A 19,388-nucleotide genomic window follows, 5' to 3' on the forward strand; every position below is an offset into this window, starting at 1 on the left:
GCTTATCTACGATTGTTTCTATGCTATCTTTAATAAATAGTGATAAATCTTATAATCTGTGGAAGTAATAGACAGAGAAAAAACGCGTTAACTGAAGTGATGACCATTAAGCACCATAGCTTCTTCTCTATTTAATTAAGCTACGGATTACATTTACAGGATAACTAAGAGACTGATATGTATTATGGTTTTGATATGGGCGGCACAAAAATCGAGCTCGCCGTTTTTGATAAAGATCTTACTCAAGTATGGCAAAAACGTGTACCAACGCCAAAGAATGATTATCAAGCTCTATTAAATGTTTTTAAAACACTCACTTTAGAAGCTGATAATGATTTAGGCTGTAAAGGAAAAATAGGTATCGGTGTTCCTGGCATCGTCAATGCAAAAGAAGGAACTGTATTTACCACCAACGTGCCTGCTGCCAAATATAAACCGATGATCCACGATCTGGCTAATATTCTTGAACGCCCCGTCAAAGTTGAGAATGATGCTAACTGTTTTGCCTTATCAGAAGCATGGGATCCTGAATTTCGTCATTATCCTTCAGTACTGGGTTTAATATTAGGTACGGGTGTTGGCGGTGGTTTTGTCATTGATGGCAAAGTACTCTCTGGTAAAAATGGTATTGCCGGTGAAATAGGTCACATGAATCTTAATGTAGATGCTGATAATGTGATTGGTGAGACCATGCCAAAAATATTGTGTGGTTGTGGTAGAAAAGCCTGCTTTGAGACTTATTTATCTGGTCGTGGTTTTGAACGTATGTATAAAGCCTTTAATGGCTCACCACAAAGAGCGGTGGATATCGTTGCACAATATTATCAAGGCGATGAACAGACCCAACAGCATGTTGACCGCTATATGAAAGTATTAGCCATTTACCTTAGCAATATTCTGACTGTACTTGACCCACATTTAATTGTTATTGGTGGCGGTTTATCACAATTTGACGCACTGTATACCTTATTACCGGATTATCTCTCACATTGTGTATACGGTAATACACAAATTCCAACAATAGAAAAAGCACGTTATGGTGATGCGGGTGGAGCAAGAGGTGCTGCCTGCTTAAATTTATTAGACTGAATATAATAGAAGAAGAGCCATCTAACAGAAAGGCTCTTCTCTTTACAGTAGATTCAGAAATAAAGGTTATCACCTACAATAAAGGCTTATCGTTATGGATCGTCTCTGGCTAAAAAGAAGAATTTATATTCTCAGTGGTTTAACTATCCTTCTTTTCTTATTACAAATTATAGGGAGCCTCTTCCCAGTCCATCTTCTTCAATATGGTATTATTCCAAGAAGCAGCGAAGGTTTATTCGGTATCTTTATTTCACCTTTTATTCATGGCTCATGGTCTCACCTTTTTAGTAATTTATTACCTTTTCTTATACTTAGCTTTTTATTGATGACACAGTCATTACGAGAATATTGCTATTCAAGTATTTTTATCATTATCATCAGTGGGTTATTAGTTTGGTTATTTGGGCGTAACGCTATTCATGTCGGTGCAAGTGGGTGGATCTTTGGATTATGGTCACTGCTAATTGCCCATGCTTTTACTCGCCATAAAATTATCGATATCGTCATCGCCTTATTTGTGCTGTTTTATTACGGCTCTATGGCTTATGGATTAATCCCCGGGCAATTAGGGGTTTCTACAGAATCACATATCGCGGGCGTTATCTCTGGGTTGCTTTATGCTTGGTGTGCAAGAAAAATCATTCGTCGGAAAAGCCGTGTAGTAGAAATAATAAAATGAAATAATTACACCATCATTTATCAATAACAAGTTGATAAAATTGATATATTAATACCAATATTTACTTTAATATGCATTTTTATAGGAAGAATTGAACTAGAATTAATCTATCTCTAAGTGAATGTTTAAACCAATAAGCGAGCCTATTATGAAAAAAATACTAGTTTTATTAATTGGTAGTACATTGGCTTTTGCATCTCAAGCCAATTCAAACCAACAAAATAGTGGTGGTTTTGTTGCCCCACAAAGCGCTATCACCACCACAGAGCAAGGTGGATTTAAAGGCCCTTCAATTAGCGAAACGACCGTTGCTAAAGCAAAAACACTTTCAGATGATACTTGGGTTATCTTAACAGGCAAAATCACCAAAAAAATTGGTGATGAGCTTTATGTTTTTGAAGACACAACAGGTGCTATTAATGTTGAAATAGACCAAAAAAGATGGCGTGGTCAAACCGTTACGCCTGAGAATACCGTAAAAATTGAAGGTAAGATCGATAAAGAGTGGACAAGTACTGAAATCGATGTAAAACAACTGAGCATTGTTAAATAACTATACTCTTTAAAAAGACACATAAAGATTAAAACATTATGTGTCTTTTTATTTATTCCCTTCTTTTATCCTTATCCATTGATGCTTCCTTCATCAATTTACCATTGAACTATGAACAATATAGCGCCACCATTTTATTGTTATCTCCGCCACAAAAGCTTTTTTGATTGTTTTTATTTTAAGTAAGAAAAAATACTTAAATTACGTAATTATTAAATATTTTTTTTAAAAAACAAAACGCATCAAAAAATGACGGCTATAATTTGATAAATTACTATACCGCCATAGGAGGATGTATGTTTAAAAAATATTTATTAGCAATTTCTTTATTAGCATTATCCAGCGGTACTACTTTAGCAGCTAACCCTATTGCTAAATTAAAAATCACAGGAAGGATCAAGCCTCCGACTTGTACTATCAATAATGAAGAGCAAGAAGCCACAATCATCTACAACTTTGATATCACTCCAGGTCTTTTCCCTGAAAAGGGTGACTTAAAGTTAGCAGGTCAATCAAAAAACATTGTTATTTCTTGTGATTCAAGTACTTATTTAGCTTTTGTTGCAACAGATAATAGATTAGGAACACAGAGCCAAGAAAGTGAAGCCTTCTTTGGTTTAGGTCACTATCAATTTAAAAATAAAGATGATGGAAAAAATGCAGAAACAAAAGTAGGCTATTACACCATCAATATCAGCAATGCCACTGTCAAAAAAGAAGATGGTAGTAAGTTTGAAAAAGCTTATATCAAATCTAACAACGCCACGACATCAGTTCCTAATACATTAATTCATAAACAAAGTGAGTATGGTTGGGCTTTGCCTGGTAAGACATCTGTTGCAGGAAAATCTTTTGCTGCTGACTTTGAAGTCAAACCCGTCATTAATAGCCAAATGAAAAAAATCGAAGGCGAAGCTGAATTAGATGGCTTAGCCACTTTGACATTTCAATTTGGTATTTAATATTAATAAAGTGTAAGGTATTTAACAATTACCTTACACTTTTTATTATATGTTTTTTCATTCATTATAATAAGACTCGTATTTAAATACTCAAACAAAGAAAGTAATTTATTAATTATCTTATTTTGATTTAAATAACATTTAATGACTATCTTATTAAGATTAAAATATTTAATTATTATCTTTTTTATGCATTTAAAGTTTATTTAATTATAAATACTATTTTTTATTTTTTATCAGCGTATAATTATTTGTAAGGTATTCTTATTAAGATAATAATATAAATAAGCAACTTAAAAAGTTGAGAGCATTTTATTATTTTTGAAAAAATAAAGTGCATTAAAAAGGTATATATGTATCGAATTAAGATATATATATACTTCCACTGGAGGATGTATGTTTAAAAAAAGTTTATTAGCTGTTTCTTTACTTGCTCTAACAAGTAGTGTTGCCTTTGCTGCTACACCTACTGCTAAACTAAAAGTTATCGGTACTATTCAAGCCCCTACTTGTACAGTTAATGGGGAAACAAGTGAGACTACTGTTGAATATAAATTCGATGTTAGCCCAGGCCTTTTCCCAGCAAAAGGTAATCTAACATTAGAACCAATTTCACACAACATTACTGTTACTTGTGATGCTAGAACCTATTTAGCTTTTGTTCCTACAGATGATAGAGCAGGTTCAGAATTAGAAGCAAATGCGGCTAACTTTGGTTTAGGTACACACCACGAAACAAACAAAGAGGGTGAAGCTGTAGATACTAAAGTAGGTTTCTATGGTATTACCATGAAAAATGCGACAGTAAAACCAACTGCTGATGCAGAAGAAGCTAAAGTTTCTGTATTCTACAATGGTGCTGTAAACAGTTCTCAAAGTCTTCAAAAAGAAAAAGTGTTTGCGTGGGCTAAAAGCTCTAGCGATTTCTCTGCCGGTGAAGTATTTGCAGCTGATTTCGAAATCAAACCAACTATCAATAGTGAACTAAAAAATAGCGGAGGTGAACCTAAATTAGATGGTTTAGCAACTCTTGCTTTCCAATTTGGTATCTAATTTAATTAAATTAATCTAAATTAATTTAAAATAGAATGTAAGAAATTAAACTAATTTCTTACATTCTTATTTTCCACAAAAACAACCTTCTCGATAATATCAAAAAAAAACCATCAAGAAAAAAACCTATATTTTAGGTATAAAATATAGAAACTCCATCAAATAAAGAAAATCATTTTCTGATAAATTATATTATATTTAATCTTTTGTTAAATTATTAATGCGAAAAATTTAACCAAGGGTGTTAATATTTATATATACGAGTATAATATATAAATGCAATCTTATTTAGATGATTTTTATATACTTTGAGTCACTCTAAAAACTTGAGATTTTTATTATTTAAAATCAAACGATATGAGAGGTTATAAATAATCTTTTTAAGATAGTTTTATATCGCTCATGGAGGATATATGTTCAAAAAAAGCTTATTAGCTATTTCTTTACTTACTTTATCAAGTAGTATCGCTTTCGCTGCGACACCAACCGCTAAATTAAAAGTAAGTGGAGATATCCAACCACCAACTTGTACCATCAATGGCGAAACAAGTGAAACTACTGTTGAATATACTTTTGCTGTAACTCCTGGCCTTTTCCCTGCAAAAGGTGATTTAACATTAGAGCCTCAATCAAAAAATATTGTCGTAACTTGTGATGCAAAAACCTATCTAGCTTTTACTCCTACTGATAATAGAGCTGGGACAGAAAAAAAAGAAGGTGATTCTTATTTTGGTTTAGGCAGTTATAAGATGGCAGTCGATGGAAAAGAGGCTGTTGATACTAAAGTAGGTTACTACACAGTTTCAATGAAAAATGCCACAGTAAAAGAAGATTTGACTAGTGAAGAAAAGAAAGTCTATGTAATGGATTCTAGATATGGCAGATCTACTTCTAAGACACTAGTAAAAAATGATTCATTAGGTTGGGCTCGTAGTAATGCTAATGATTATGCTGACGGTCAAGTATTTGCGGCAGATTTTGAAGTCACACCAACCATCAATAGCGCACTAAAAAATAGTGATGGTGATGCTAAGTTAGATGGTTTAGCCACATTAACATTCCAATTCGGAATTTAATTAAAAAAACGTAAGAAATCATTTGGGTTTCTTACGTTTTTATTTAAATATTTCTATAAATTATCAGATATAGAAAGTATTTTATTAATTATCTTATATAGACTATATATTTTAGAGTAGCCGATTTGATATAGAATATAAAAATCCATTTTAAAATCACCAATTAAATTACAAGACTGTTTTTTATTTTCTATAAGCGTATAATTAATTAAAAATTATTATAAAGGTCGAATTAGTTAAATACATCAGAAAAAGAAACTACACTAGCTGGCTTTAGGTTATTATGAATATTATAAAATCTTTTTATTTTACCTTACCATTTTTAAGTATTTCATTAGTATCAACATCTGCTTTTGCAGATATTTATAACGATCTAGCACCATCATTTAATGATGATTGTTTTGTGTCACAAAAAGATATAACCATAGAGTATCATAATCTTAAAGCTTATATGTTTAAATCTAATGAAAATAATAAGTTAGATGATCGTTATACATTAATAAATATAAGCTGTCCTTCACCTGTTTCACCTGTACTATTTTCAATAAAAGCAGATGAAAAAATGGGAACAACCACAGATAATGATCAAACTCATTTTGGCCTTGGCACTATAAATACAACAGGTAAGATTGGTTTTTTCCAGGTATCTATTGAAAAAGCAACAGTAGATGGCATTGATGTTAATATTTATGAAACAGATAACGAAAATAATATTGGAATAATAAAAACAAGCCCACAATTAAAAATAGGCACTCTAAACGGATTTAGTCAAGATGGTGTAACACCTTCGAAAGGGAATAACTATCAATTAAAGTTAAAAATTTCACCAACAATTTATAGTTTAAAAGAAACAAATGGCCCTCTTGTCGATGGTGGAGAACTTTCAGGCTCTCTATTATTCGATTTTTCATTTGGATCTTAAAATTTAAAAACGCGACGTTTTACTATGGGGTTCATTATGCATTTTCGATATCGTAAAATGATATTTTTATTATTAGCTTATCTAATTAACAATAATTTAGCATTAGCTGATAATAAAAATATCGAGTTTGATATTGACTCACTTAAATCTCTTGGTTATGGCAGTGAAATCGCTGATTATTTTAAAGAAGGAAGTCATTTTCTTCCTGGTTATCATGATGTAACAATTATAGTAAATAGTAGCCTTAACTATTCTGATAATATTCTTATTAATGAATCAGGTAATCTTTGCTTAAATAATCAATTAATAGATAAGCTGAAATTAAAAAAAAAGAGATAAATTCAGATTGTGCTGATTTTTTAGAGATATATCCTAAATCAGATATTACCTATCACCCAAATAACAACTCTATTGATATCACTATTAATGATGATTACTTCGATCAAAGTGCCTATGGTAATGAATTAACCTATGGTGGCTTAGGGGTATTCAACAACTATAGAATCTATGGTATGAAGTTAAATGGCTCTAATAATAGGAATTTTTATCAAGGTGATTTTAAAACAGGTATAAATTTTTATAATTGGATTTTACGTAATAACAGTAGCTTTTCTTCAGGTGATGGGAAAACTTACTATAGATTTAATGAAACAACGCTTTCACGTACAATAGAACGCATCAAAGCCATTTTACAATTAGGCCAAATTACATCTAATAGTGAGTTATTAGATAGTGCTGATATGAATGGTTTTCAATTATATTCAGATAGTAGCTATCAAAACAGTAAGTTGACAGTTCCTATTACTGGGATGTCTGAAAAACCGGCTACCGTTGAAGTCACACAAAATAATCGATTGTTATATAGAACGATAATACCTGCAGGCCCTTTCCAATTAAATAACATTAGTGGTGTATCATCAAGTCAACCATTACATGTCAAAGTTATTCAAGATGATGGTACTATTCAAGAATTTGATGTTATTACATCAAATAAAGACTTAAAAAATCCACAGAGTAGTATCAGCTTTAACTTTTTTATGGGGAAATATAGAAAAAACTCAAGTGATGAACGCATACATACTCCTTTTATTACCGGTTTTGAAGGTGGCATTAATTATTTAAATCATAATTTTCTAGGGGGTATGGAAATATCATCAAAATATAAGTCCATTGTAGGTAGCGTAAATAGCGTTTTTGGTGAACATCGTCCTTTATCTACTGGCTTTGGTATTAAATATGCATCTTCTTCTAATAAAGGTGATGGCTTCCAAGCAAATGCTAATTTAAGTTTACCTGTATCAGTATTCTCTCTAGGCTTATCAACAATATATCGTTCACGCAACTATTCCACACTCTATGAATCTCTACAAATAGATAATATAGAAGACCCATTAGATGATAATCTTGCTAATAATCAGACAAAAACATCAAGCTCATTATCTCTAAGCTTAGGAAATCAACGTTATGGATCACTGAGTTATAGCCTTAGCTATAGCCAATATTATGGTGATAAAAAAGACAATTATTCAAATACCATTTCTTATGGAAAAAGATTTCCATTTATGTCTTTTAATATTAGCTATCAAAAAAGTAGTAATTTTGAAGATCGTACATTTGTAAACATCAACGTACCTATTAATAATTCATCATCATTTAGTACTCAATACCAACATTATAAAACATCATCTTTAACAACAAATTATAGTAATTATCATAATGATTTATTTAGATATTCTATCGGGGCAACTGCTGATAAAGACAGTAAAGATAAGAATATTAGCGGTAATATCAATGCAACAACCGCTTACAGCCAAATTAGTGCGACAGGCTCCTTTAGTAATAGTAATCAAAAATCGGCGATGCTGACAGCATCTGGTGCTATTGCTTATAGTGATGGATTATTTGCTACTTCTCCTGTGGAGTTAGGAGATACTTTCGGTATTTTACGTGTTCCAGGACAATCTGGTATTTTAGTTAACTCTATGGGTGGTGGTACGACAATAACTAATCACTTTGGTACCGCCGTTATTCCTAACTTACCTGTAAATAAAAAAACAACTGTTCTATTAAATACTAAAAATTTACCACTCAATGTTATGTTAGGCACAACATCCTTTGATATTGCATTGGCAAAAGGTACTGTTTTTTCTCGTGAGATCCCCGTCAATACAATAAAGCAAGTTTTATTAGAAATAAAAAAACCAGATGGTAAACCTGTTAATACAGCAAATAGTGTTATTGATGATAAGGGAAATCTAATAGGTGTTATTATGGGGGACGGTAATGTTATAATAAGTAATGAGCAAATCGGTAAACCACTAAAAGTAAAATCAGATAATGGTGACATCTGTTCTGTTGATTATTCAGTTCCAGAAGAATTTAATCCAGACTTTTTATATGAAAAAGTTGATGCAATTTGTAAGTAATACAAAGAGGATAGTCTAATTATGAAAATACTAAAAGGAATGATTTTTCTCATTCTATTAATAAGTCATTTTTCTCATGCTAGTTTTCAATTGGAAACCATGACTGTTATTTTAGATTCAGAAGAGCCAAGAAAGATTTTTAATGTTAAAAATACGGGTAGTGAACCTATTTTATTATCAACAAAAGTCAGCGATTTAGATAAACAACACGAAATAGCAAAAAATATTATTATAACTCCACCTATTACAAGAATAGAGCCAGATCAAAGTCAGAATATTAATTTTATTTTAAAAGACGGTATTGAATTTGATGATGAACAAATTTTAAAAGCCTCTTTCCAAGGTATTGGTGTTGCAAAGGTCAATTCAACAAAAATGCCTATCAGACAAGATATTGCGATGTTAATTATTCCAAAAGGGTTAACCATAGAACGTGAACCTTGGAAAAATCTAGAAGTAAAACAAGTCAATAATCAATTAATATTAAAGAATAATGGTAAACAAGTTATTCGTATGGCTCCCGCTTTTAGCTCTTTACCAAGCAATAACGGTTATAGTATTGGTCAATTTTATATTCGTCCTCAAGAAGAAATTAAAGTTGATGTAAAAGAAAAGTTAACAGAAATAAAAATATCACCTTTAAGTCGTTATGGATTTAAATTAGCAGGTGATATTAAAATGAAAGTTAATAATTAAAATAATTAATATATAAAGCCTTGACATGTTATATCAAGGCTTTTTTATTTATGTAGACATTTATATTATTAACCCTACATATTTATTTTTACAAAAATCTACACGCTTATACTTTATTTGAATTGACCTTCCTGTAGGGGGAAAGATTATTGTTCTCTGTATTCGTATCTATAAGGAATACATGATGAAAAAATTACTTTTTCCCTCTCTCTTAGTATTGTCAACGGTTAGTGGTACTGTACAAGCGGCAAATCATGCTGTAGTTGAAGTTTATAAAACCGAAAATTGTGGTTGCTGTAATTTGTGGGCTGATGGTGTAAAAGAAGCGGGCTTTGATGTTAATGTCAATATTGTCTCTGAAACAGAATTAATGCAAAAATATCAGCAAGCAGCAGTCCCTGATAATTTATTAAGCTGTCACTATGCAACATACCAAGGCAAAGACTTAGTCGGACATATTCCTATCGATAGCTTAAAAAATATAGACTTAATGGATAAAAAGCAAACAGGCATTGCTGTTGCAGGTATGCCAGCGGGTAGCTTAGGTATGTATGCTGGGGACTATAAAGAACCTTATCAAGTCATTGCTTTTGATAAAGCAGGTAATCAATCACTATTTAAATCATACAATTAATTTTTACACTCATCATATTGATGTAACAAGAATATTTCTCTCCTATTATATTATTCTTATTTTATTTTCTGCCTGTACTAAAACAGGCAGTTTTTTATTTTACTAGCCTTGGGACTACCGGATTTTCTGGTGACGATTTTAAAAATGACATACAAAGAGCACCTAAAATAACCAAGAGCATAATCAAATCAAAACCATCAATAAAAGAGGCAACATGTGCTTCTCTTATTACTAATGCCATCGTTGTTTGATAATGTTCAGCAATATTCCCTGCTAATTTTTGCTCACCAGTTTGTATGTATCCTCTTAACAAATCATAATGAGTATCATATGAGATCCTCAAATAAGTATTGATAATAGCTCCTGCAAGGGCTGGCATTAATACTCTCGCTATCGAAATATATGCCCCTAAATGTAACGCTTCTTGTGGCTTGATATTAGTAACAAATGAGGCAATTAATCCGATAAGTAGCAAACATTCCCCCATTGCTTGCATAGATATGACAATAAAGAAATCATTAGCTCGCCACTGATAATCAATTTGATGACCGATTAAACATGCACCTCCAATAATCATAATACCTATTAACATCATTAATCGTGGCTCTAAACGCCGTGCAAGAAAAATAGCTATTGGACTACATAATAGATAGATAAAGAAGGCAAGATTGGTAACTTGACCTATTTGTAGTGGTTTCAACCCACCAACAACACTCAAAAATGAAGGTATAAATAACGAATTAGGTAACATCAAAAAGCCATATAAACAGGCAATAATAAAGCAGAGCCGTAAATTACTATCTTTGATCCAATTTAAGTGGCCAAAGCTTTGTTTATAAATATAAGCTCTAATAATAAATGTCCCCATCAGTATAGCGCTACCGATTAAGCAAGACACGACCAGCCCAGAATCCCACCAACCTAATAATTCACCTTGAACGACACCAATATATAATAGCGTTAATCCTAAGCATTTAAGCGCCATTCCTCCCCAATCACTTTGAGCGAGCAATGATTTATTAATAGGTGAGAGTGGCATTCCCCACCAGGTAAAAAATAGGATGACTAAGGTGAAAATAGCGGATAACCAATAAATCCAACGCCAATTCAATATGTCAACAAATTCTCCTGAGATCCCCACTCCCGCATCCATTCCTACAGAAACACGTAAGCTATAAGCCGCCATAACGATTAGCCAAACACTGGGATTTAAACTTTTTAAGGCTAATGAAATCGTCATCGGCAAATAAACTCCGATACAAAATCCAATCATAAAATGAGCAATAAAAAGTCCGCCAAAACCAATCTGTTGTCCTATTATGGGAACCGCTAATCCACAACAAAAAAGGATAAAACTCGCGCTGATTAATATTTTTTCTGCGCCATAAACCACCATAAACCAAGGTACAAGAGTCATACTGATCAATTGAGCTATATTAAGAGCCACATTCAACCAAGATCCTTGGGCAACATCTAAACCAAACACGCCTCTTAAATCCGCTAACGAGATAGAAAACATACGTACAAAGAGTGTTGATAAAATAGCCCCGGTAAAAACAGCCATAACAACAAAAATAGGACGATGATTTTGTGCTGCTGATAATAATTTAATCACTGCGATCCCCCTCCTCCTCTACAGGAAGGCTTTCTGTGTCAATTTTCACTTGCACAGACATACCCGCTCTTAATTTAGCTAAGTGTCGGTTATCACTATTGAGCGTGATATAAACCGGAATACGTTGTACTACTTTAGTAAAATTACCACTGGCATTATCAGCAGGAATAAGAGCTGATTCACCACTACTTTGTGCGCCGATATATCTCACTTTTCCTGAAAAAACATCGGTAGGAAAAGCATCAACTTTGATAGCAACAGATTGTTCTGGCTGTACTTTTTTTATTTGTGTCTCTTTTAAATTGGCAATAATGTATACATTGTTAATCGGTGTTAAAGTCACAATTTCGCTACCCGCAGTCACAAGGCTACCGATATTGACTTTTATTTTATTTAATTGCGCATCGAAAGGAGCCTTAATAGTCGCGTATGAAAGCTCCGTTTCAGCCTGCTGATACTGTGTTTGAGCGATATCTTTTTGTGCCAGACGTATTTTTTCTTGAGATTTTAGTAATACCAGTGCTTGTTTAGCCTGATCCCACTCATTTTTCGCAGCACTTTGTAATTTCATTAAACGTTGCAAATCAGATTGAGCATCTAAATAATTTTGTTGTGTGATTGCCCCACTATTAATTAAATCTTTACGCAACATTGGACTGCGCTTAGCTTGGATAACATCAATAACTGATGCTTGATAACGATTAGCTAATTTCTCAATATTTAATTGATATTCTTTAATTTCTTCAGTGAGATTATCTAAAGCTAATTGGGCTTTTTGATACTCTGCTAATGCCGCTTGCCGATTTAATATTTGTTCTTTCTTATTAATTTCAGCAATGACCTCACCACGTTTTACTACTTGGTAATCCTCTTTATTAATCTGAGAAATAAACCCAGTCATTCGTGATTTCAATATCGTTGAGTCCGCTTTTATGTAAGCGTTATCTGTTGTTTGATAACGAGCATCACTCCACCAGCGATCCCAATCTGCAGTCGCTATACCAATAAACGCAACAACACATATCACAGTGATCCAAGGTGTATAAACCATCACTAACTGCATGATTTTTTCTTTTTTTTGATTGAATATTTTCCATCTTTCTACTCCTAAGCGAAGCTTAGTGATATTTAACTTTTGCTTTAATCTAACATTGTTAGGTTTGATAAATATGTTAAACTAACATTGTTAGATAGAAAAGAGGAAAATGAGAATTATTTATGAAAAGCCCTAAAATTGATCGATTAAATGTGTTGGATACGGCGCTTTCTTTGCTGGAAAAAGAAGGGATTGAAGGCTTAACAATGCGAAAACTGGCAGATGCATTACATATAAAAGCCGCCTCTCTCTACTGGCATTTTGATAATAAACAAACGCTTATTGAGGGAATGGCAGATCGTATAGTCAGTGAAGTCGCTGTTGATTTTCACTATAGCCAAGATTGGAAAGCGGATCTAAAACGTCTAGCAACAGAGCTAAGAGAAGCTTTTTTACAACATCGTGATGGTGCTAGAGTTTTTGCCGGAACCTATGTGATTTCTGAGAATGTGTTACGTATAAACAATACGCTTATTACTTTAATTATGCAGTCTGGTGCATCTGCTGAGTTAGCGAGCAATATGTCGATGACCTTACTCTATTTTATTTTAGGGTGTTGCATTGAACAGCAAGCTATCACGCTTATTGATAGTGAAATTTTAATGCAAAAACGACTCGCTTTTGAACAAATTGTACGTGATAAATACCCTCAAACTTGGCAAGTAAGAGAAATTCTTTTTGCTGATGATTTTGCCATGCGTTTTAATTTTGGCTTAGAGCAATTAGTCACAGGGTTTGAACACCAACTGATGACACCATGAGGTTGGTTTAAAAAGGCCGTTTGTAACTAAACAAACGGCACTTTATTTATACTTAATAACCTATTTATCGTTAATAATCCGTTAGTACAAAGCTACACTGGTCCATAACTTATTGCGGTAGCAATACCAATTGCAGCCATACCTATCACGACCCAAATCATTAAAATAGGGAATACAAATTTAACCCAACGCGTCCACGGCACTTTACCTACCGCCAGTACCGCCATAAGTACACCTGATGTTGGGGTAATAATATTGGTAAAGCCATCACCGAGTTTTAAAATAAGGACACCGGTTTGACGTGTAAGATCAAGAATATCGAGAATAGGCACCATAATAGGCATAACAATCGATGCTTGTCCCGTTCCTGATGTGACTAGCAAGTTAAATAGTAAATTAAAGAAATAAAGTAATTGAGCGCCCCAAAAGTGAGAGGTTTGCTGTAATGGCACTAATGTGGCTTGTACAATAGAATCAAGCACTCGTCCTTCATCTAAAATAACAATAACCGCTCTGGCGATCCCCACCACCAATGCCCCATACACTAAAGATTGAGCACCTTTCATAAAGGTTTTGATATAGTCATTAGGGGCAATTTTAAACATAGCCGCCACAACAATGCTCATCATAATAAAAATGGCTGATAGATGTTCAATCCCCCATTTATATTCAAAAGCACCATATAAAAACAATCCAATAAACGCTATAAATACCACCAAACTCAATTTTTGCCTCAATGAGAAGGTGCTATCTAATGATTGAGTGTGTGGCTGTTCATAATCAGGATCATCTTTAGCTATTCCATACATATAACTGGTCGTTGGATCATTCGCAATACGTCTGGCATACCAGACAATATAAGCAATAGTGACAACAATTAAGATAGCGAATAATACAACTCGAAAAATAACACCAGAAAAAAGAGGAACTTCAGCTAATGTTTGTGCAGTACCTAAAATAGTTGGATCTAATACACCAACCGCATTACCTGCATAATAGCCTAAATAAACAACTGCAACCCCCGTAATAGCATCAAGTTTCATTGATCGCGAAAGGGCTATTCCTATAGGGATAAACGCAATAACGGCATTGGCCGCAAGCCCAAGGGATGACAACATACCAAAAATAAAAGCAACCGTAATAATAAGAGCTTGATAATTACCTTTGGTTTTAACAATAAGCGCATTAATACCTGAATCAATAGCACGGGTGCGATCATAAATGGCAATCGCACCACCAATCATAAAGATCAAGAAAATAATACTGGCAGATTGTTTTAACCCTACAGGGATTGCATAAAACACATCCATCAATGAAGCTGGATTTTGTGCAACATAATTAAAGCTATTAGGGACAACGCGGTTTAATCCATTAACGGTTTCCCGCTGATAACTTCCCGCGGGGATCAAATAGGTGGCGATGGCCGCTAAAATAACGATGCCAAAAATAATAATAAAGGCATCAGGCATAGCCCATTTTATTTTTTTACTCTTTTCCATACATTCACCTTATTGAGACAGACGCTTAATAACATTTGCAAATAGCACTGTCCTTTCGGTCAATGACGGTAAATCGAGATATTCTTTATCACTATGTTGATAGCCGCCAATAGGGCCTAAACCATCAACACTTGGTGTGCCCACACCGGCAGTAAATGAGGCATCAGATCCTCCCCCAGTTGAAATATCTTCAATAGCTAAGCCAATTAAATCCGCTTGCTGTTTAATGATTTCTATTAAATTGGCACTTTCAGGTGTTTTCACCATTGGAGGGCGATTAATGCCACCTTTTAGCGTTAATTTAACCCCTGCTAACACAGGTTGACTACAAACTTCTCTGACTTGCTTATCAATTTCAATACCCTGCTCATCCGTTGAAATACGCACATCGATTTCAGCTCGTGCATGGGGTGCAACCGTATTGACAGATGTACCACCAGAAATCAGTCCGACATTAACGGAAAGACCTTCATCATGGCGAGAAAGCGCATGTAAAGCCTGAATTTTGTATGAGAGCTCTTGAATAGCACTAATTCCTGCTTCTGGCGCAATACCTGAGTGAGATGCTTTACCTTCAATCAACAGCTCATAAGTTCCAACACCTCGACGAGCGCTAACAATGGCACCATTCGCACGAGCAGGTTCCATAATTAATGCATAAGCTTTATTTTTGGCATATTTTTCAATTAAATGACGCGATGTTTTTGACCCTATTTCTTCATCACAGTTAAGCAATATTTCAACATTTTGATAAGAGAGATCGCCACTTTGTTTGAGTGCATTAATCGCATAGTAAGTTAAAACATGGCTAGCTTTCATATCAATAACACCGGGGCCATAGGCACGGGAGCCATCGATACTAAATGGACGCTCTGCTACTGTGCCTTTAGGAAATACGGTATCTAAATGTGCAGCAATAAAAATTTGTGGGTTTGTGGCATCTTTATGAACTAAACGGTAGTTATTCCCTAGTTGTTCATTTTCAAATACTTCAACAACAAAACCTAATTTTTGGTAGCGTTGAATTAAAAGATCAGCGACTGTATCAACCCCTTGTTTATCATAAGAGCCGCTATCGATATTCACTAACTCCTTTAGAAAATCAACCATTTCATCATATTGTGAATTAATTGTGTGTTGCATTTTATTTACCTCTTGTAATTATAATTTGTCTTTTTTAGCTAGATATTTGAATCAAGATGGCCTTTATCAACTGCAATAAAATGCTTGATAAAAAGCATTAGCCTTAAAATAAAATGTGGATTTATTTATCAATGACATCACATTAAACTTTACATATATTTAATATGATTGCATCTATTTTTTAAAACCATAATAACAATTAATTAAATAGAATAAGATCTGCTAGAAATCACATGATAGAAATAGATAAAATAATCTAAAGCTAATAAGAACATTGAAAAATAGAAAAGAGGTTTAAGATAAAATACTTTTTACTATTTTATCTTGTTTTTAGAGAGCATTATTTTAAATAGATTTATTTTATTTTTTGATAAAACCTAAAAAAACAAAATAAAACCAAATTATTTTTTATCAAACAAACAATAAAACCAATAAAAGAATTTTTTAACACACTGGATTAAGAAAAATCGCTCTATTATTAAAATAAAAACATTTATTTTCAATTTTATTTGATAAAAGAACAATACAATAAAACTCGGTAATAAATTTATCATACAATATAAAATATGTATGATAATAAAAGGTATTTTATCTTATCTAATAAAATTTATTGATTAATAAATAAAATCACTCTTTTTTTTTATGCGTTAAATGATGATCTTAAAATCGTGTTTTATATTAGTTTTATTTACTTTTTTTAGTATCTAATGTTGAGAGCCAAGCTACTTTTGCGGTGGAATTTATTGTGATGACATACCTATGTCATAAATCCCCCTTAAAATTGACATCACAATAACCCATTTTTTTAATGGTAGGATGTTCTACATTCTCCCCATTCGCCGTTAATAATGATTTCACATAGTAGGTCTAAACATATGAATAAATCGGTTGAAGCAGTAATTTTAGATTGGGCTGGTACAGTAGTCGATTTTGGCTCTTTCGCCCCCACACAAATTTTTGTCGATGCCTTTGCTCAAGCCTTTAACTTTAAAATAAGTTTATCAGAAGCACGAGGGCCGATGGGGATGGGGAAAATCGATCATATTCGTGCTTTACTTAACGAGCCTAATATTCGCACTCGCTGGACAGCCCAATTTGGTCACCCACCAAGTGAAGAAGAGGCACAGCATATTTATCGCACCTTTATGCCGTTACAAATTGCACAAGTGGTACATTTTGCTAAACCGATTGAAGGAGCACTTGAGGCTATCACGACCATAAGAGCACAAGGAATTAAAATCGGCTCTTGCTCTGGTTATCCTAAAGCCGTCATGGATGTATTAGTACCGAAAGCCGCTGAATATGGTTATCAGCCTGATTGCGTGGTTGCTAGTGATGAAATTGCCGCCGGCTCTCGCCCAGGCCCTTGGATGGCGTTAAAGAATGTGATTGAACTGGGTGTAATGAGTGTAGCACGCTGTGTTAAAGTCGATGATGCAGTAACAGGTATTGCCGAAGGGTTAAATGCCGGTATGTGGACTGTCGGGTTATCTGTTTCAGGCAATGAGTTTGGTGCCACCTTTGAACAATATCAAACAATGGAACAGGCAGAAATAGAAAACCGTAAGCGCATTGCTGAAAATAAACTACGTACCGCTGGTGCTCATTATATTATTGATACCCTTGCCAATTTACCTGCGGTGATAGAAGATATTAATCAGAAGATCGCTAATAATCAAAAGCCGTAACTATTATCCAATACCAACGCCCAATAAAGCAGTAATGGGCGTAATTGGTCAATAGAGAATATAAAGATATATCTAGGTATTCTTTAATATGAAAATAATACTTCGCACTTTTATATTTCTATATTTTATTTTTTTATTAATATTGATTAATATTCTTTCCATATCTGACTATGAATGGATGATTGGTGAAGGTGATATTGATAATCTTTGTCAACTGCCACTCAATGGTAGATATGTTATTGAGCCTATATTGATATTAATACCTTGTATTTTATTACTTTTTTTAGAAAAAAATAAAAAGCTAAGATGGGGTTATGTTACAATCACTGTTATGTATATCATATGGTCATTTTATTTACGTTTTAATTTTTGCTGAAAACTGACCTTCCCTATCCCCCAACGCCATCTTTCTCAATGGGAGAAATTTAGTTTTGATAAAAATAGAACCAGTAAAATTGATATTATCTTCTATTGCAATTCTATTTATAGCCATTTTTTCAATTTATATATCAACAAGTTACTACATAACCTATTTTCTAATGGAAGATAGGATCTTATTCTCATTTCAAACAGGGCTCTTAGTTTTTGCAACGCCTCTAATACTCTATTTCTCATATTATAGTTTTATTTTAGGATACAAAAAAAAGTTACAAAGAATGAATAATAAAGTAGCTGGTATATGCGCAGGAATAGCAATAATTGGTATCGTTTTTAGCTTTTTCTTTTCAATTTATGTCGCTCTCGATTTAACCTCTAAAGGCTATTATCGTTGTTATAAATCATCTGCTTTTGCACCAAATGAATATGTTATTGCAAAAGAGATGTGTAAAAAATAGATATCTCTTAAATCTGATAATGTGTACTAATAGTTTTCATAGTCAGATATGCTACTGAGCCTATATTGATATTAACACCTTGTATTTTATTATTTTTTTTAAGAAAAAAATAAAAAACTAAGATGGGGTTATGTTACAATCACTGTTATATATATCATATGGTCATTTTATTTACGTTTTAATTTTTGCTAAAAACTGAAAAGTAGGGAAACTTTAGTCATGGTTAAAATAAACTCTCTAAAAATGTATTTAATTGCAATATTCCTTTTTTCTTTAGCTTTGTTTTGTTTCTATGACTCCATAATCTACTACAAAAATTATTTTATGATGAAAGATAGAATTCTATTCTCATTTCAAACAGGGTTGTTTTTTTTTGCAGCCCCTTTGATTATCTATTTTTCTTATCTAATTTTTATTTGTGGATACACAAAAAAAACACAAAGAATGAACAATAAAGTAGCTGGTATATGCGCAGGAATAGCAATAGTTGGTATCGTTTTTAGCTTTTTCTTTTCAATTTATGTCGGTCTCGATTTAACCTCTAAAGGCTATTTTAGTTGTTATAAATCATCTGCTTTTGCACCAAATGAATATGTTATTGCAAAAGAGATGTGTAAAAAATAGACATCTCTTTTTTATTCTCTCTTCGTAACCTGAATA

The 19,388-nt window shown here is 33.1% G+C and carries 20 protein-coding genes; 16 read left to right on the top strand and 4 right to left on the bottom strand.

The genetic code is table 11. From position 1 onward, the window contains the following. Nucleotides 1-177: 177 nt before the first annotated feature. The 11 genes from nagK (at nucleotide 178) to HMPREF0693_RS15785 (ending at nucleotide 10,090) form a co-directional block, all read left to right on the top strand. Nucleotides 178-1,089, top strand: coding sequence for an N-acetylglucosamine kinase (nagK, locus tag HMPREF0693_RS15735; RefSeq protein WP_004246555.1), 912 nt, complete (start codon nucleotides 178-180; stop codon nucleotides 1,087-1,089). 94 nt (nucleotides 1,090-1,183) lie between these two features. Then, entirely contained in the window at nucleotides 1,184-1,768 is a 585-nt protein-coding gene (locus HMPREF0693_RS15740; protein ID WP_004246556.1) for a rhomboid family intramembrane serine protease, read from the top strand. Between the two features lie 148 nt (nucleotides 1,769-1,916). After that, nucleotides 1,917-2,321 (top strand): YgiW/YdeI family stress tolerance OB fold protein, encoded by a 405-nt coding sequence (locus HMPREF0693_RS15745; protein ID WP_004249797.1) that lies wholly within the window; start codon nucleotides 1,917-1,919, stop codon nucleotides 2,319-2,321. A 296-nt stretch (nucleotides 2,322-2,617) separates the two neighbouring features. Then, nucleotides 2,618-3,283 (top strand): fimbrial protein, encoded by a 666-nt coding sequence (locus HMPREF0693_RS15750; protein ID WP_004246559.1) that lies wholly within the window; start codon nucleotides 2,618-2,620, stop codon nucleotides 3,281-3,283. Nucleotides 3,284-3,679: 396 nt separating this feature from the next. Then, on the top strand, nucleotides 3,680-4,336 hold the full coding sequence (locus tag HMPREF0693_RS15755; protein ID WP_004246560.1) for a DUF1120 domain-containing protein: 657 nt from the start codon (nucleotides 3,680-3,682) through the stop codon (nucleotides 4,334-4,336). 413 nt (nucleotides 4,337-4,749) lie between these two features. Then, the gene (locus tag HMPREF0693_RS15760) at nucleotides 4,750-5,412 is read left to right on the top strand and encodes a DUF1120 domain-containing protein (RefSeq protein WP_004246561.1); all 663 of its coding nucleotides are present in this window, start codon (nucleotides 4,750-4,752) and stop codon (nucleotides 5,410-5,412) included. Between the two features lie 283 nt (nucleotides 5,413-5,695). Then, nucleotides 5,696-6,334, top strand: a complete 639-nt coding sequence (locus tag HMPREF0693_RS15765) for a hypothetical protein (RefSeq protein ID WP_004246562.1) — start codon at nucleotides 5,696-5,698, stop codon at nucleotides 6,332-6,334. A gap of 36 nt (nucleotides 6,335-6,370) precedes the next feature. After that, on the top strand, nucleotides 6,371-6,673 hold the full coding sequence (locus tag HMPREF0693_RS15770; RefSeq protein ID WP_223232002.1) for a hypothetical protein: 303 nt from the start codon (nucleotides 6,371-6,373) through the stop codon (nucleotides 6,671-6,673). 173 nt (nucleotides 6,674-6,846) lie between these two features. Beyond that, complete coding sequence (locus tag HMPREF0693_RS15775; RefSeq protein WP_004246564.1) at nucleotides 6,847-8,760, top strand: fimbria/pilus outer membrane usher protein; 1,914 nt, start codon at nucleotides 6,847-6,849, stop codon at nucleotides 8,758-8,760. 21 nt (nucleotides 8,761-8,781) lie between these two features. Further along, nucleotides 8,782-9,456: a fimbria/pilus chaperone family protein gene (locus tag HMPREF0693_RS15780; RefSeq protein WP_004246565.1), complete on the top strand. Its 675-nt coding sequence runs from the start codon at nucleotides 8,782-8,784 to the stop codon at nucleotides 9,454-9,456. A 184-nt stretch (nucleotides 9,457-9,640) separates the two neighbouring features. Next, nucleotides 9,641-10,090, top strand: a complete 450-nt coding sequence (locus HMPREF0693_RS15785) for a DUF411 domain-containing protein (RefSeq protein WP_004249975.1) — start codon at nucleotides 9,641-9,643, stop codon at nucleotides 10,088-10,090. Between the two features lie 94 nt (nucleotides 10,091-10,184). On the opposite strand, the gene HMPREF0693_RS15790 is transcribed toward HMPREF0693_RS15785, so the two are convergent. Both HMPREF0693_RS15790 and HMPREF0693_RS15795 read right to left on the bottom strand, forming a co-directional pair. Beyond that, nucleotides 10,185-11,705: an MFS transporter gene (locus HMPREF0693_RS15790; protein ID WP_004246567.1), complete on the bottom strand. Its 1,521-nt coding sequence runs from the start codon at nucleotides 11,703-11,705 to the stop codon at nucleotides 10,185-10,187. Beyond that, nucleotides 11,698-12,768, bottom strand: a complete 1,071-nt coding sequence (locus HMPREF0693_RS15795; RefSeq protein WP_004246568.1) for an HlyD family secretion protein — start codon at nucleotides 12,766-12,768, stop codon at nucleotides 11,698-11,700. The genes HMPREF0693_RS15790 and HMPREF0693_RS15795 overlap by 8 nt, the downstream gene beginning before the upstream one ends. Before the next feature lie 155 nt (nucleotides 12,769-12,923). Here HMPREF0693_RS15795 and HMPREF0693_RS15800 point away from each other — a divergent pair, with 155 nt between their 5' ends. Further along, entirely contained in the window at nucleotides 12,924-13,562 is a 639-nt protein-coding gene (locus tag HMPREF0693_RS15800) for a TetR/AcrR family transcriptional regulator C-terminal domain-containing protein (RefSeq protein ID WP_004246569.1), read from the top strand. Nucleotides 13,563-13,654: 92 nt separating this feature from the next. On the opposite strand, the gene HMPREF0693_RS15805 is transcribed toward HMPREF0693_RS15800, so the two are convergent. Together HMPREF0693_RS15805 and HMPREF0693_RS15810 are read right to left on the bottom strand one after the other, a co-directional pair. Beyond that, nucleotides 13,655-15,061 (bottom strand): YfcC family protein, encoded by a 1,407-nt coding sequence (locus HMPREF0693_RS15805; RefSeq protein WP_004246570.1) that lies wholly within the window; start codon nucleotides 15,059-15,061, stop codon nucleotides 13,655-13,657. A gap of 9 nt (nucleotides 15,062-15,070) precedes the next feature. Then, nucleotides 15,071-16,204, bottom strand: coding sequence for a M20 family metallopeptidase (locus HMPREF0693_RS15810; RefSeq protein WP_004246571.1), 1,134 nt, complete (start codon nucleotides 16,202-16,204; stop codon nucleotides 15,071-15,073). An 875-nt stretch (nucleotides 16,205-17,079) separates the two neighbouring features. Between HMPREF0693_RS15810 and phnX the strand changes: the two genes are divergently transcribed. From phnX to HMPREF0693_RS15830, 4 genes are all read left to right on the top strand, one after another. After that, nucleotides 17,080-17,892 (top strand): phosphonoacetaldehyde hydrolase, encoded by an 813-nt coding sequence (phnX, locus tag HMPREF0693_RS15815; RefSeq protein ID WP_004246573.1) that lies wholly within the window; start codon nucleotides 17,080-17,082, stop codon nucleotides 17,890-17,892. An 88-nt stretch (nucleotides 17,893-17,980) separates the two neighbouring features. Beyond that, entirely contained in the window at nucleotides 17,981-18,268 is a 288-nt protein-coding gene (locus tag HMPREF0693_RS15820; protein ID WP_017628742.1) for a DUF2645 family protein, read from the top strand. Nucleotides 18,269-18,431: 163 nt separating this feature from the next. After that, nucleotides 18,432-18,728, top strand: a complete 297-nt coding sequence (locus HMPREF0693_RS15825; protein ID WP_004246577.1) for a DUF1240 domain-containing protein — start codon at nucleotides 18,432-18,434, stop codon at nucleotides 18,726-18,728. Between the two features lie 219 nt (nucleotides 18,729-18,947). Next, nucleotides 18,948-19,352, top strand: coding sequence for a DUF1240 domain-containing protein (locus HMPREF0693_RS15830; RefSeq protein WP_004246578.1), 405 nt, complete (start codon nucleotides 18,948-18,950; stop codon nucleotides 19,350-19,352). The last annotated feature ends 36 nt before the right edge of the window (nucleotides 19,353-19,388 follow it).

Origin of the sequence: Proteus mirabilis ATCC 29906 (assembly GCF_000160755.1) — a bacterium.
Classification (GTDB): Bacteria; Pseudomonadota; Gammaproteobacteria; order Enterobacterales; family Enterobacteriaceae; genus Proteus; species Proteus mirabilis.